This is a genomic window from Photobacterium sp. MCCC 1A19761 (assembly GCF_037389125.1).
GTDB lineage: Bacteria > Pseudomonadota > Gammaproteobacteria > Enterobacterales > Vibrionaceae > Photobacterium.
In genome coordinates, this window is record NZ_JAZGTF010000001.1 from 466,735 (window position 1) to 481,249 (window position 14,515).

10 protein-coding genes are annotated in these 14,515 nt (G+C 55.9%); 6 read left to right on the forward strand and 4 right to left on the reverse strand.

Annotation, left to right across the window (positions count from 1 at the left end; all coding sequences use genetic code 11):
• The first annotated feature begins 330 nt into the window (after positions 1 to 330).
• Complete coding sequence (gene pflA, locus VV869_RS02040; RefSeq protein ID WP_337733346.1) at positions 331 to 1,071, forward strand: pyruvate formate lyase 1-activating protein; 741 nt, start codon at positions 331 to 333, stop codon at positions 1,069 to 1,071.
• A gap of 114 nt (positions 1,072 to 1,185) precedes the next feature.
• Here pflA and VV869_RS02045 read toward each other — a convergent pair whose 3' ends face one another.
• A complete protein-coding gene (locus tag VV869_RS02045) occupies positions 1,186 to 2,178 on the reverse strand; it encodes a hypothetical protein (RefSeq protein WP_337733347.1) in 993 nt (330 codons plus the stop codon).
• A 522-nt stretch (positions 2,179 to 2,700) separates the two neighbouring features.
• Positions 2,701 to 3,606 (reverse strand): LysR substrate-binding domain-containing protein, encoded by a 906-nt coding sequence (locus tag VV869_RS02050; RefSeq protein ID WP_337733464.1) that lies wholly within the window; start codon positions 3,604 to 3,606, stop codon positions 2,701 to 2,703.
• A gap of 215 nt (positions 3,607 to 3,821) precedes the next feature.
• Here VV869_RS02050 and focA point away from each other — a divergent pair, with 215 nt between their 5' ends.
• Both focA and VV869_RS02060 read left to right on the forward strand, forming a co-directional pair.
• Positions 3,822 to 5,300 (forward strand): formate transporter FocA, encoded by a 1,479-nt coding sequence (gene focA, locus VV869_RS02055; RefSeq protein WP_337733348.1) that lies wholly within the window; start codon positions 3,822 to 3,824, stop codon positions 5,298 to 5,300.
• A gap of 210 nt (positions 5,301 to 5,510) precedes the next feature.
• Entirely contained in the window at positions 5,511 to 7,265 is a 1,755-nt protein-coding gene (locus VV869_RS02060) for a formate--tetrahydrofolate ligase (protein ID WP_337733349.1), read from the forward strand.
• 94 nt (positions 7,266 to 7,359) lie between these two features.
• On the opposite strand, the gene VV869_RS02065 is transcribed toward VV869_RS02060, so the two are convergent.
• Positions 7,360 to 8,016, reverse strand: coding sequence for an energy-coupling factor ABC transporter permease (locus VV869_RS02065; protein WP_337733350.1), 657 nt, complete (start codon positions 8,014 to 8,016; stop codon positions 7,360 to 7,362).
• 274 nt (positions 8,017 to 8,290) lie between these two features.
• Between VV869_RS02065 and VV869_RS02070 the strand changes: the two genes are divergently transcribed.
• The 3 genes from VV869_RS02070 to VV869_RS02080 all read left to right on the forward strand — a co-directional run bounded on the left by VV869_RS02070 (position 8,291) and on the right by VV869_RS02080 (position 12,856).
• A complete protein-coding gene (locus VV869_RS02070; protein WP_337733351.1) occupies positions 8,291 to 8,791 on the forward strand; it encodes a YfbU family protein in 501 nt (166 codons plus the stop codon).
• Positions 8,792 to 9,234: 443 nt separating this feature from the next.
• Positions 9,235 to 11,598: an ATP-binding protein gene (locus VV869_RS02075; RefSeq protein ID WP_337733352.1), complete on the forward strand. Its 2,364-nt coding sequence runs from the start codon at positions 9,235 to 9,237 to the stop codon at positions 11,596 to 11,598.
• Entirely contained in the window at positions 11,585 to 12,856 is a 1,272-nt protein-coding gene (locus VV869_RS02080; protein WP_337733353.1) for a sigma-54-dependent transcriptional regulator, read from the forward strand. Before VV869_RS02075 ends, VV869_RS02080 begins: the two co-directional genes overlap by 14 nt.
• A gap of 138 nt (positions 12,857 to 12,994) precedes the next feature.
• Here VV869_RS02080 and pyk read toward each other — a convergent pair whose 3' ends face one another.
• Positions 12,995 to 14,455 carry a pyruvate kinase gene (gene pyk, locus VV869_RS02085; RefSeq protein WP_337733354.1) on the reverse strand — a complete coding sequence of 487 codons (1,461 nt, stop codon included), beginning with the start codon at positions 14,453 to 14,455 and terminating at the stop codon, positions 12,995 to 12,997.
• Between the last annotated feature and the right edge of the window lie 60 nt (positions 14,456 to 14,515).

Sequence of the window (14,515 nt, forward strand, 5' to 3'; positions counted from 1 at the left end):
GGCTATACATATAAAACCAACTGAATTCACTCGGAATCATAAGCGCTTTGCGCATATTTTGATGAGATTCAGGCCGCAATTTCCCGATCAAATGTAATGATTTCGTGGTAGGGATGCATTATTTTCGATGCATTTGGTTACAGGTATGAAAAAGGTCAATAACAAGCGGAGACATCGATGAACTTCCGGTCAGGGCTGATCGAAATCGCCCATACTTAAAGCATCATAAAGTGTATTAACCTTACATTTTCAACGTACTTTTCGCTATTTTAGTCCGCTAATTTGTAATAAAATAACAGGCAAACCCATCCCCTGTGGAGAAACGTCACCATGTCAGTCAAAGGCCGTATTCACTCTTTTGAATCCTGCGGTACCGTGGATGGCCCCGGCATCCGTTTCATCGTTTTCTTACAAGGTTGCCTGATGCGTTGCCAGTATTGCCACAACCGCGATACCTGGGATCTGCATGGCGGACGTGAAGTGACGGTTGAAGAGATCATCAAAGAAGCGGTCACCTACCGCCACTTTATGAATGCCTCGGGCGGCGGCGTCACGGCATCCGGTGGCGAGGCCATGCTGCAACCGGAGTTTGTGCGCGACTTTTTCCGCGCGGCCAAAGCGGAAGGGATCCATACCTGTCTCGATACCAACGGTTATGTGCGCAAGCACACTGAAGTGATCGACGAGGTGCTGGACAACACCGATCTGGTGATGCTGGATCTCAAGCAACTCGATGACACCATTCACCAGGAGCTGGTGGGTGTGCCCAACAAACGGGTGCTGGATTTTGCCCGCTACCTGCACCAACGCGGCCAGAAAACCTGGATCCGTTATGTGGTGGTGCCCGGCTTTACCGATGATGAGCGCTCTGCCCATCTGCTGGGTGAATTTATTAAAGATATGGACAATATCGAGAAGGTCGAGTTGCTCCCGTATCACCAACTGGGCGAGCATAAGTGGGAAGCGATGGGCTTTGAATACCCGCTGGCCGGCGTCAAACCGCCCAGCAAAGAGACCATGGAAAAAATCAAATCCATCCTGGCCGAATACGGCCACCCGGTCATGTACTGATCCGCGATCAATACCGCCGAGGCACTGAGCCTCGGCGTTCCGGTCTGGCTTCTGTTGTTTATCTTGCTTTCCTTACTCCCCCGACGGAAAATTCCGCCATTGATCCACTCTGTCTCAGGAACGATGCGGGGTCTCGTCGGTCAGCGCTTTTGCCGTCTGGCACAGCGAAGCATTCTGGTGATCGCGGCAAGTCTTGCTGACTGGTTCACACTGGCTATCGGACATCTCCGCCAGATACTGACACTGGGCACTGAGCACACACAACGATTGACGCTCTGACGACGTCGTGATCTGCTCCGCCAGGGCGGCATCCCCAACGCACTGATCAATCTCATCCTGCACCCGGCGATCAAAATAGTTGAACTGGCGTTTAAGATCGACCGCCGGATCCGGCGCGTATCGCACCGCCGATGCCTGGGTCAGAATATCATCAAACTCCCCCATTACCACCGGTGCACAGGCAACTTTCCATTTGCTTTGAAAGTGATTCCGGTTCAGTTCAAGCGGCTTTTTCTGTCCTTCAAACTGATAGTAATGCGCCCGATCATCTTTAAAATAACCACTAAGACTGTAGGTTTTCTGCATGAAGTCATAGACCAGCTCAACCATAAACGGCACCCGCTCCCGGGCCAGGCCCAGCGCATTCTTCGCGGTGTAGTAACCACAAGTGGTCAGATTCAGGACATTATCCTGCGCTTTCACCGTGGCCGGACTGAAAAGCCAGTCTTCCTGGCTGGCAACACTGAAAAACTCAACCGAGTTGGGAAAGTTAAACTTGCTGGCAAACCGCTCCAGTGCCGCCTGGCGCAAGGCCGCAATCTCCGGCGCCATGCTCCCGACCTCTGGTGCTACGGCCTCCGGCGCAGGCTCACCGAATGATTCAAGTACCCCAGCAGACTCGCGCACCGGCGCGGGCGACGACTCGACGGCAACCGCCTGCTGCGGGACCAGACTGAGCTTCTTCAGCGCGTGGGCCGATGCAGCCAGACTGTCGGTCAGTGTTTGGAGGTTCACTAAAAACAGCAGTAACAGCAGACAGATCAGCCCGCGAAAAAGTGTATTCACTTTCAGCGAAAAGTCCCGGATCGGCTTTCCTTTAATTATCATGACTTCAACCCTGGCAATGACAAACAGAGCGGATTCTAGCGTCTCTCCCCCGTCAGTCCAGAGTCAAGCCGCTCAAAACTTATACAAGCATTCAGCCGCTAAATAAAATCAACCAGATGCCTTAATGACAGTTTTGTTTTTTGTGAGCAGTATCTTTTTATGGCAAATCGATGACAATTCAACCTCAAACCATCTGCCGTTTGGGTCGTCTTTCGCCATAAATTCGCGACTCGCTCACAATATGCATCAATGATTATATAAATATATATCAAGGTTTATGATGACAAAAAACCGACTACCCAAGCCAATAAAATAGGTACTTTCAATGATCTATGACTTTCACTCAGACCAAAAGGCCAAAAGTAGATATAAAATTCCGATAGCATGGATAAAATATCGAGCCTAAATTGTAACATTGGTGATATTTACACCGATTGCTCACAAAAGTGCATATCGATAGTTTTTCTTACTGCTATCAACTTTTTTGATACAGAAGGATTCAACCCGCTGCCAACTGGTGGTTCACATCTCCATTTTCCGGTCTTTCATCATCCGGACAGCCTCACGACGAATACAATCACGCAACGGGTTCTCAATCGAATCTGCCCGCCAGATAAAGGATAAGGTACGCTGCATGTTGAGTTCCGGCACCTTCAACGCCGCCAGCTCTCCCCGTTCAATATACTGCACTACATCCAGGTATGGCAGACAGCTGAGATACGGCCCATTTCTTACCAGGGTGCGCAGCACGGAAATTTGCTCATACTCTCGCCAGACATCCAGATCATCAATCACCCCGTGCAGCGCACTTTCAAAACTCTTGCGGGTTCCGGCTCCTTGCTCCCGCAGCACCCACTTAGCCTGCTCCAATTGGGCCAGGCTAACCGTTTCCAGCCTGGCGTAAGGATGATGCGGGGCTGCGATGATCACCAGATGGTCATGACACCAGACTTCCTGAAGCAGGCGGCTATCATCGCAACGGCCTTCAATGATCCCTAAATCACACTCATAATTGCGCACTCGGTCAATCACCTTCTGCGCATTACTCACCATCAGCTGGATGCGTAATTCGGGAAAATCTTTATCAATAATACTGATGAGCTCCGGCAATAGGTGCTCTGCCACCGTCTGGCTGGCGGCCACATTGATTTCTCCACTGACCAGGTGCTGATCGTAGAACCCCAACTCAATCTGCTGGGCATCAAACAACAACTGTTTGGCACGGGGTCTGAGCCAGGCTCCCCAGTACGTCATGGTCATCTGTTTCCCCTGACGCTCAAAGAGCGGACGTCCCAGCAGCCGTTCCAGCTGAGACAAGGCCATACTGGCTGCAGACTGCGTGATCGCCAGATTTTCCGCGGCTTTCGAGACGCTGCGCGTCCGGGCGACTTCATCAAAAACCGCGAGTTGTTTCAGTGAATAACGCATCATTTCACTCCTGACAATGCAATCCATTTCCTATCCGCAAGAGTATCAAGGTTTTGAATGTGGGTTAAAAAAAATATCAATTTTACTCACCCTTTTGTGCCCATTTATCCTGACAGTCAGTTATTCGTCACAAGGAGAAAAAAAATTGGCAATTTCAATCCCCTATCCACACTTCAACCCTGACGCGTCCGTCAGTAACACAGGAGGAATGGCCTATGGCTTCGGCTATGTCTTCTGCATCCGGTGAATTCAATCCCAAGGAAATGATGAAGCAGGCGGAAATTTACGCCGTGGGGAAAGCCACCAAGCCGACCCGGACCACGGTTGCGCTGGCCGTCACGGCCGGTGTCTTTATCGGCCTGGCATTCGTGTTCTACCTCACCGTCACCACCGGCGGCAGCCATCTGAGCTGGGGGCTGAACCGCCTGCTCGGCGGTGTGGCGTTCAGCCTGGGTCTGATCCTGGTGGTGATTTGCGGCGGCGAACTGTTTACCAGTACCGTGTTGTCGGCCATTGCCTGTGCCAACCGTCAGATCAGCTCGCGGCAGATGCTGGGCACCTGGGGCAAGGTGTATGCGGGGAACTTCCTCGGCGCCATGCTGCTGCTGGTCCTGGTCTCCATGGCCGGACTGTATCAGCTCGACGGCGGCCAGTGGGGCCTCAACGCGCTCAATGTCGCCCAGCACAAGCTGCACCACCAGCCGATGCAGGCGTTTGCTCTGGGGGTGCTATGTAACCTGCTGGTTTGCCTGGCGGTCTGGATGACCTTCTGCTCGACCAACATGATGACCAAGATGGCGATGCTGATCCTACCCGTCGCGATGTTTGTCAGCACCGGCTTTGAGCACAGCGTCGCCAACATGTTCATGGTGCCGCTCGGGATCACCATCCAGCACCTGGCCCCGGACACGTTCTGGCTGGAGCTGGGCGTTGACCCAAGCCAGTATGCCGACCTGACCATCCGCAATTTCATCTTTGCCAACCTGATCCCGGTCACCCTGGGCAATATCGTCGGCGGTGCCGTCCTGGTCGGCCTCGGTTACTGGACCATTTACCGCGCCCCGCTCGAGGCACTGCCGACGGCAACCCTGATCCACCCTGACTTTTCAACCACTTCAACACGGAATTTGGAACATACTATGCTGCAGGAAAACCTACTAGTGAACGACTTCATGCGTCCGGCCGACGTCACGCTGCACCCGGGAATGCCAGTTGCCGACGCCCTGGATCAGCTCTTCGCCGCCCACTTAACCGGTGCCCCGGTGCTGACCCAGGATCAGCGTCTGGTGGGTTACTTCTCCATGCATGACAGTCTGGTCGATCTCTGGCTCAACGATTACATGCCGGATCCGGAGCGCAAAGTACAGGATTTGATGAAGCACGAGATCCAGACCGTCAGCCCGGACAATGCCATCGTGGAAATTGCCGAATACATGAGTATTGATAAAAATATTCTCTACCCGGTCACCAGCGGCGGTATCGCTACCCAGCTCACCACCCAGTCACTGAGCGAGCGCGCCCGCACCATGGTGATCACCCGGCCGCACCAGTTCCCGGTGGTGGAAGACAACAAACTGGTCGGCATGATCAGCCGTCAGGACATCATGCGGGCCCTCCGCCCGGTCTATGGTCAAACCGTGGCCGTGACCGAGCTTGAGCTGGACACTGCTGTCGCCGGCCGCGAGCTGGTCTGATCCCCCTGCCTGCCAGTTCGCTGGCAGGCATTTCTTCCCGATAAAGCCCCCGTATTAACATTCCGCCCATCAATCTGATCATTCTCCGTGTATTTCCCACAACACGTGATATTATTGCGGCGCCGACCAAGAGCAAACGTTTGCATAACTGTAATTTAGACTGACAGCCCTATATTCGCTGTCATTGCATCGCGAGGTCCTGACCGCCCCATGAAAAGTGATATTCAAATCTGCCGTGACACGGCCCTGCTCCCGATCGAACACCTGGCCCGTCAGGCCGGCTTTCTGCCCGATGACCTCACGCCGCAAGGTCCCCTGAAAGCCAAGGTGAAACCCGCCGTGCTCAAGCGCCTCGCCGATCGCCCCGAGGGTAAGCTGATCGCCGTCACCGCGATTACGCCCACCCCGCTCGGGGAGGGCAAAACCGTCACCACCATCGGTCTGGCCCAGGGACTCGCCAAGCTGGGACAAAGCGTCATGGCCTGTATTCGTCAGCCTTCGATGGGGCCGGTCTTCGGAGTCAAAGGCGGCGCAGCCGGCGGCGGCTATAGCCAGGTCGCCCCGATGGAGCAGCTGAACCTGCACCTGACCGGCGATATTCACGCGGTCACCGCCGCGCATAACCTGGCGGCGGCAGCCCTCGATGCCCGGATCTATCATGAGCAACGGCTCGGCAGCGCGGCATTTGAAGCCCGGACCGGCCTGCCGGCACTGAACATCGATCTCAACCGCATCACCTGGAAGCGGGTCATGGATCATAATGATCGCGCCCTGCGGATGATCACCATCGGCAACAATGAACCGGGCAAAACCCTGAACGGGATTGCCCGCAATGACGGCTTCGATATCTCGGCGGCCTCTGAGCTGATGGCGATTCTCGCCCTGTCGAGCGATCTGGCCGACATGCGCCGTCGCCTGGGCCGCATTGTGCTGGCCTATACGCTGGAAGGTGCCCCTGTCACCGCCGAGGATCTCCAGGTCGCCGGGGCGATGGCCGTGACCTTGCGCGAAGCCATCGAACCGACCCTGATGCAGACGCTGGAAGGCGTGCCGACGCTGATCCATGCCGGACCGTTTGCCAATATTGCCCACGGCAACTCATCAATCATCGCCGATCGCATTGCGCTTAAGCTCAGTGACTACACGATTACCGAAGGCGGGTTCGGCTCCGATATGGGATTTGAGAAAGCCTGTAATATCAAGGCGCAACAAGCCGACCGTGGCCCGGACTGCGCCGTGGTGGTGGCCACCCTGCGCGGACTGAAAGCCAATTCCGGCCACTATGATCTGCGACCGGGACAGCCCCTGCCGGCATCGCTGTTCGAGCCGGATGCCGATGCGCTGCACGCCGGATTTGCCAACCTCCAGTGGCATATCCGCAATGCTGCCCGATACGGCGTGCCGGTGGTGGTTGCCATTAACTGCTTCCCGCAGGACAGCGATCAGGAACTGGCCCAACTGGCAGAAATGATTCAGGCCGAAGACTTCGGCACTACCGTCGAAGTGGCGCTCAGCCATGCCTTTGCCCGGGGCGGAGAGGGCACGATTGAACTGGCCGAAGCCGTGGTGCGGGCCTGCCGACAGCCAGCCGATTTCAAGCCGCTGTACCATCCAGCACAGAGCCTGGAAGAAAAACTGATGATCCTGGCCGAAGTCGGCTACGGCGGCCAAGGGGTCGAATTGTCTGAGCAAGCCAAAGCACAGCTGGCTGCGCTCAAGCAGCTGGGTCACGATGGGCTGGCCGTTTGTATCGCCAAAACCCCGCTGTCGATCAGCCACGACCCGGCCCGCAAAGGAGCCCCGCGGGACTTCGTGCTGCCGGTGCGCGAACTTCGGCTCTGTGCCGGCGCCGGGTTTGTTACCGCGCTGTGCGGCAATGTCATGACCATGCCCGGTCTGCCGGAAAAGCCCGCCTTCATGGCGCTTGATCTGGATGACGACGGCAATATCACCGGCCTGAGCTAATCCGGACACTCACGGTTCCCTACCAACAAACGCGCCCATTGGGGCGCGTTTGTTATTCGACGCCAGCATTTGTGACCGGCCCCATCGCCCCCACTTATTTCTTGTGGTTAAAAGGGTCTAAATAGTCGCGGTCAGCAAAGGTGCGGACCCATTCGGGTTTGTACACCACCAACAAAGTGGTGGCCATCCCGTTCAGCAAAGCTTCGGGGAATAACAACAGCGGCAACAGCGACAGATAGTTGTCCACGATATAGGCCCAGCTGTATTCACCGCTCCAGTACATCCAGCCGCTGGTTAGCAACAGATGCACCGCCATGGTCAGCGCACCATTGAGAAAGGCGGCCACAAAGATGTAAACAAACAGATGCCGGGTCAGAAAGCGATAGCTCAGCAAAAAAACCGCGAAGCTGAACATTGCCGGGAACATCACCCCCGTCAGCACATAGAGGCCGATATCCGGCCAGGCAACAAATCCCAGCGCCGCCATGAGCACCGTCGACGCCGAGCCAATCAGCGCCGCGATCTGCCAGCCATGAGACAGCGCCAGGACGGTCAGCGCCAGAAAATGCACCTGCAACCCGTCTGCGATCCCCGCCCGCAATCCCCAGAGCATGAACAGGATCACCACCGTCGCCAGCACCAGATGCTGATAGTCCTTCTCGTGACGAAACTTCGGCCAGAATTCGCGGGGAAAACTGAGCAGCATCACAACCAGCCAAATCAGATAGCCGGCAACCTGTAACCATGTCATCCGAATCTACATCCTTGTAAAAAGAGAAGCTGGAAGTATATCAGCATGTTAACCGTCCATTAACCCTGGCATGGCTCACAACCTCTCGCCACTGCCTTAAAAAATCAGGCTTTTCACCGGGTAAAAATCCGCCGCAAAGCCCGATTGGACAAGCTTTCGCCGGTCATTTGCAATTGATGGGAAATCGGCATCAAGCCGTCGTCAGATCAATTTTTTTTACCTCCAACCTGCTAATCTCAATGGCAGCTCAATAGATAATGAAAGGCCTATCACTATGGAAATGACCAACGCGCAACGTCTGATTCTGTCAAACCAGTACAACCTGATGGCGCAGATGGATCCGGAAAACGCCGCTAAATATCGCCGCCTGCAAACCATCGTCGAGCGCGGCTACGGCTTGCAGATGCGTGAACTGGATAAAGATTTCGGTTGCCTGTCTGATGAAGAGTGCCGACTCGTCATTGATTATATGGAGATGCATCACGCGCTGCAGGAATCGTACAAGATGCTGGACGAAGGCAAGCAAGCGGATGTCGATCCCCGCCGCCTGCAATTTTTGGGCTTTGATGCCGCCACCGAAGCGCAGTTGGTCCATTACGTCCGCTTCCTGACCGCTGAAGAAGGTCTGTACCCGCAATTCGAGAAAGCCGAGCACAACTTCAACAGCCAGGTGCCGATGAAGGACAAGTATCAGCGCATGCTGCAAACCTGGCGTAACTGTCCGCGTCAGTACCACCTGTCGGCAACCGAGATCCAGCAAATTTTGAATGCCTGAGCCCCACCGGCTCCCTGTCACTATCCGCACCAACCGGCGCCCAAGCGCCGGTTGGTGCGGTCTCTAACCTCATCTCCAGACACACTTTTTCTATTCCTTCTCCCCTGCCTCCTGCGATAAACTGCGCCGAACACGCGCGGAAATGTGACCTTCAACCAAGTTTTATTCCAATTGAGTCAATTTTGACTCAACATTTCGGACGCAAGCCGAAAAATAGCTAACAGCATTGAACTTCACCAAACTGTTTTCATATCTATCAGCGCTTCAGAGTAAGCTGAGCACTCTGAACCCTTCGAGCCCAATCAGTCGCAGGAAGCCATGAGCCGATCCCCTTTCGCAACGCCGTGTTTTCTCTTTGGTGCGCCTGCCGAGCCGATATCGCACCCGCTCAGCCGGGCGCACCTTGTCGGCCTGCACACAATTCTGCCGGGGAAAAATGCAACATGCTGATCCGCAATACGATCGGGAACCGGCTCATTGCGGCCATCGCGTTTATGTCGTTTCTGACCATTAGTGTCAGCATGATTGCCGTAATCAACTGGGACACCCTGGACACCCAGATCAAAGCTATTGTCGATAAAAACCTGCCGACCCTCTGGACCAGCTACCGGCTCGAGCGCAATACCGCCGGGCTGCAAGCGGCGCTCAATGCCCTGAGCAACAACCGCGATCCGGTACAACATGGCCCGCTCAAGCAAACCATTGCCGACAAGCTGGATTTGATCAATACCGCCATCCATGAAACGGCGGATCTGAAGCACTATCAGGCCATTAAAGCCGAGCACCAGACCCTGGTCGGCGATATTACGGTCTACGCCGACTTGCTCTACCAGCGCAATGCCCATCGCTTTGCCGTCACCCAGACCGAAAATACCCTGAAATGGCTGCACAAAGATCTGGTCGATGAACTGGCCCCACTACGCCAGGAAGTCGAGTGGCAGTTGACCAGCGTGGTCCCCAATGCCCTCAGCCCGGAAGCCATCAAGGAAGTGACGGCGGAGTTCTCCTATATCCAGTCCATCACCATTAAAGAGAACGAACTCTACCTTCTGGTCCAGGAGGTCATTCAGCAACGCCACCTTCTGGATCTCGGCAAGGCGTTCTATTACATCGGTAATAAAATCAAAGAGATCAATGAGATTGGCCAAAACCTCAATCACTACACCGCCTCAACCTCCTACCGTGAGCTGCTGAAGGAGATGATCCTGCTGGTTGCCCCGGCCGGAGTACTGGAAACGCAGTTGCGTCAGGATATTGAACTCCACAGCACGATCGCGCGCTACCAGGATCAGATCCAAACCCGGCTGGCGAACCAAGAAATTCTGATCCAACAGATGGTTGAGCAGGAAAACCGGGAACTGCACCAACGGAATGAACAGGCACACCGGACCATTACCATCAGCAACCTGATCCTGTTCGGCACCATGCTGCTGTCGATTTGCCTGTCGGTGATCCTGTCTATTTACCTCGTCGGCCGCGGGATTGTCAAACGGCTCAACCTGCTGTCCCAGGACCTCTACGCGGTGGCCAACGGCCAGCTCGATACCCAGGTGCAAGTCTCCGGCAATGACGAAATCGGGATGCTGGGCGATAACCTGCGGCTGTTCTGCCGCCAGATGCAGGAGATGCAGCAAAGCAACGCGCTCAACCTGATCAACAATACCCAGGCCAGCATCATTACCTGCAACCTGCAGGGGCTGGTGGAATCGGTCAACCCGAGTGCACAGTTACTGTTCCGCTACCGCAGTACGCCCGAGCAGCAAACCCTCTGGAGCCTGTTCAGTGACAGCATGCAGCAGCGCCTGCAAGCCCTGTTTGCCATCGGCAGCCCGCTGCTCAACAACGGCGCCTGCAGCCTGACCCTCAAGCACGACCACCACTCGGGAAAGACGCACTACCTGCGGCTTGATTTTCGCTTGTTCAGCCAAGGCGGCAGCGACAAGGTGATCATCACCATGACCGATATCTCCGAGCAGGAAAATGCCGCCCGCTGGCTGGAAAACATGGTCCGCGACAAGACCCAGTCGCTGATCAACCGCAACCGCCAGCTCAATGCCGAAATTGAGGACCGCAAACGGATCGAAGCCGATCTGCGGGCCACCCAGGATGAGTTGATCCAGGCGGCAAAAATGGCCGTCGTCGGTCAAACTATGACGTCCCTGGCCCACGAGCTGAACCAGCCCCTGAGCGCTATTTCAACTCATGTTTTTGCCACCCGGGTCGCGCTGGAGAAAGGCCGTTCGGACCAATTGCCGACCAGCCTGGATAAGATTGACAGCCTCACCTCGCGCATGGGGCGAATTATTGCCAGCCTGCGTAATTTTGCCAAAAAGCAGTCGGCCAACAGCCCGCTGACCCCGGTCAACCTGCAAGATGCCTTACAACAGGCAATGCAGATCGTGGAAAGCCGGGCGAAAGTCCAGAAAACCACTATCATCAGCGAGCTCGATCCCCAACTGACAGTCCTGGCCGATCAGGTCCAGTTCGAGCAGGTGCTGGTCAACCTGCTCGTCAACAGCTGTGATGCCGTGGCCGCCGGATCGGAGCGCACCATTACTGTCTTCACCCTGCCCGCGGAAGGGCAACGGTTGCGACTGGCCGTCGGCGACAGCGGCCATGGATTCAGCGCCGGGATTATTGAACAACTTTTTGTACCATTTACCACAACAAAAGACGTCGGACTCGGTCTCGGGCTGAGCATCTGTCGTTCTATTCTGAACCGCCTGGAAGGGGATATTTACCTCGCCTCGAACCTTCAGGGCGGTGCATTGGTCGTGTTGGAGTTAAACTGCTATGACAATAAATAACGATATTGAAGTCCTGGTCATCGATGACGATCAAGATGTCGTTGATGCTTACCAACAGCTGCTGGAAATCTCCGGCTACAAAGCCTGTGCGATCACGGATCCAACCCTGGCCCTGAGCATGCTACACAGAAACTGGCCGGGCGTGATTGTCACCGATATGTACATGCCGGGTCTGAGCGGCATGGAGCTGCTGGAGCAGATCAAGGCGCTCGATCCGGATTTACCGGTCATCATGATCACCGGCCACGGCGATATTCCGATGGCGGTGGATGCGGTCAGAAAGGGCGCGCTCGATTTTCTGCAAAAGCCGCTCCAGCCCAATGAACTGCTGGCCCTGCTGGACAAGCACCTGCCGGTGCGCCAGCAACAGATCGCCCAGCGCGCCAGTCTGACCCAGAGCGCTGCCGAGTTGCTGATTGGCGACAGCCCGCTGATGGTCCGGCTGCGCGAGCAAATTACCGAAGTCGCCCTGACCACCAAAGATGTGCTGATCGAAGGGGCGCACGGGGTCGGCCGCCACACCGTGGCCCGGCTGCTGCACCAGAAAAGCGATCTCGGCGACGGTCCCTATCTCACCACCGCCGGAGACTCGGTCCAGTGTACCGCCGATCTCCAGCGTAGCATGATCGCCGCTCGCGGCGGCAGCCTGTGCCTGATGCATCCGCAGGATATGCCGCAGGAGACCCAAAAATGGCTCTGCCGGTTCCTGCTAGAGCAGGAGCGACTGAACAAGAAAGAAGTCCGGGTACTGGCCGTGGTCGAGGGCGCCCCGGAAGTCCAGGTCGAGCAAGACAAGCTGTTGCCGGAGCTGTTCTATTTCCTCAGCCAGATCCGCTTCCAGATCCCGTCTCTGAAGCAGCGGAACTGCGATATTCTTCCGCTGTTCCGTCATTTCCTGAAACAGAGTTGCCAGAAGCTCAGCAAGGCTGTTCCGTTGATCGACAAAGCCTACCTCAACACCCTCAGCCGCTATGAATGGCCGGGCAATGTGCTGGAGCTGAAAAATGTCGCCGAGCTGTACGCTATCGGGATCGTCAAACTGGCAGGACAGGAGCGGACCAAGCCGCTGGAGCAGATGAGCAGCCCGCTCGACGAGCTGGTCGACAGCTACGAGAAACAGGTGATTGAAGATGCGCTCTATTTGTTTGCCGGACGGATCAATGATGTCTCCAATTACCTTCAGATCCCGCGCAAAAAGCTGTATCTGAGAATGAAAAAGCACAACCTCGACAAAGCTGAATACAAGGTCAGAACCTGAACCGTCAAACCGCTCACGGCCGTGAGCGGTTTCTCTGTTTTTGTCCAGCCCCTGTTTTTTCCTGTCCCGCGGGTAGAACCGGGGACGGAAAAACCGGGAATCTCAAATCCGGCTCACCGGTCCGATGATTCGCCCGGATTAAGCGACATGAACGGCGGCCACCGGATTCAACGGCATAAAGCTGCAGTGATCGCTGCCCCCTCGCCCTTCCAGTAACGCCAGACGCGCCACAATCAATCCGTCGATGTCTGCCGTCGCATGCTCCGGCAGGCTGGCGCGAATCGTTTCTGCCCATGACAGGCCCGCCGCCTTCCCGACTTCCGGCACATAAACCGGAGTCACGCCCCGCAACAGCGTCAGTTGCCCCAGAACCGTATGGCTCGACGACAAGGCCCAAATCGGTTGCGGCGCCTGGCAGCGCGACATGAGCTTCGGCGCCTCGCCGGTGTCCGTCAACACTGCAATGCCCAGCTTCTCTTTCGCTCCGATCGCCGACATCATCGTTGCCACCACCATTCTGTGACTCGGCTTAGTACCCAGTACCATCTGTGATTGCCAACCGCTTTCGGCGCCCTCTTCCGGCGCTTCGACCCCGCCCGCAATCTCCGCCATGTAGCGGACCGTCTCAACCGGATATTTGCCAACCGCAGTTTCAGCGGACAACATCACCGCATCGGTCCCGTCCAGCACCGCATTGGCGACATCCAGTACTTCGGCCCGGGTCGGCAGTGGGTTCACAATCATCGATTCCATCATTTGAGTGGCGGTGATCACCGGCCGGCCGTGATGGCGCGCCCGCTCAATCAGCTGCTTCTGAACGCGCGGCAAACGAGCCTCGCCGATTTCAACCCCCAGATCCCCCCGGGCAACCATGATGGCATCCGACGCACAGATCAACGCATCCATCTCTGCCACGGACTCCACTGTTTCCGCCCGTTCAACCTTGGCAACAATCGCCGCCTGGCCTCCTTCGGCTTGCACCAACTGGCGTGCTAAATGCAGATCATCGGCACTGCGCGGGAACGACACCGCAATAAAATCCGCGTTCAACGCGACGGCCGTTTTAATATCCTGTTTATCTTTTTCCGTCAGCGCCGGCGCCGAGAGCCCCCCGCCCAGTAGATTGATCCCTTTTCGATCCGACAACACGCCGCCCACTTGCACCGTGGTACAAACTTGCGTCCCGTCGACCTTCTCAACCTTCAGACGGACCCGCCCGTCATCCAGCAGCAAGACATCGCCGGCACAGACATCGTCGATCAGCTGGGGATAATCCAGGCCGACCGTGTTTACATCCCCCTCATCCGGTGCCAGCCCGGCATCCAGCACAAAGGAGCAGCCCGGCACCAGCGTCACCGACCCTTGCTTGAATCGGGCAATGCGGATTTTAGGCCCCTGAAGATCCGCCAGCACCCCAACCTGCCGTCCCAGTTGCTCTGCAACCGCGCGAACCCGGGAAGCGAGCGCAACATGATCGGCACTGGCGCCGTGAGAAAAATTCAGCCGGACTACATTCACCCCGGCGAGGATCAGTGCTTTGAGGGTCTCGGGCTCATTGCTGGCTGGTCCCAACGTGGCGACAATCTTCGTTCTACACATAAAATACCTCTGTCAAAAAAATAGATAAAAATCGAAAAAAGAGAGGAACAAAAAAAAGTA

Coding starts and splice junctions, on each gene's coding strand:
- VV869_RS02070 (WP_337733351.1), top strand. CDS start 8,291: ATGGAAATGACCAACGCGCAACGTCTGATTCTGTCAAACCAGTACAAC.
- VV869_RS02060 (WP_337733349.1), top strand. CDS start 5,511: ATGAAAAGTGATATTCAAATCTGCCGTGACACGGCCCTGCTCCCGATC.
- VV869_RS02065 (WP_337733350.1), bottom strand. CDS start 8,016: ATGACATGGTTACAGGTTGCCGGCTATCTGATTTGGCTGGTTGTGATG.
- VV869_RS02045 (WP_337733347.1), bottom strand. CDS start 2,178: ATGATAATTAAAGGAAAGCCGATCCGGGACTTTTCGCTGAAAGTGAAT.
- focA (WP_337733348.1), top strand. CDS start 3,822: ATGGCTTCGGCTATGTCTTCTGCATCCGGTGAATTCAATCCCAAGGAA.
- VV869_RS02080 (WP_337733353.1), top strand. CDS start 11,585: ATGACAATAAATAACGATATTGAAGTCCTGGTCATCGATGACGATCAA.
- VV869_RS02075 (WP_337733352.1), top strand. CDS start 9,235: ATGCTGATCCGCAATACGATCGGGAACCGGCTCATTGCGGCCATCGCG.
- VV869_RS02050 (WP_337733464.1), bottom strand. CDS start 3,606: ATGCGTTATTCACTGAAACAACTCGCGGTTTTTGATGAAGTCGCCCGG.
- pyk (WP_337733354.1), bottom strand. CDS start 14,455: ATGTGTAGAACGAAGATTGTCGCCACGTTGGGACCAGCCAGCAATGAG.
- pflA (WP_337733346.1), top strand. CDS start 331: ATGTCAGTCAAAGGCCGTATTCACTCTTTTGAATCCTGCGGTACCGTG.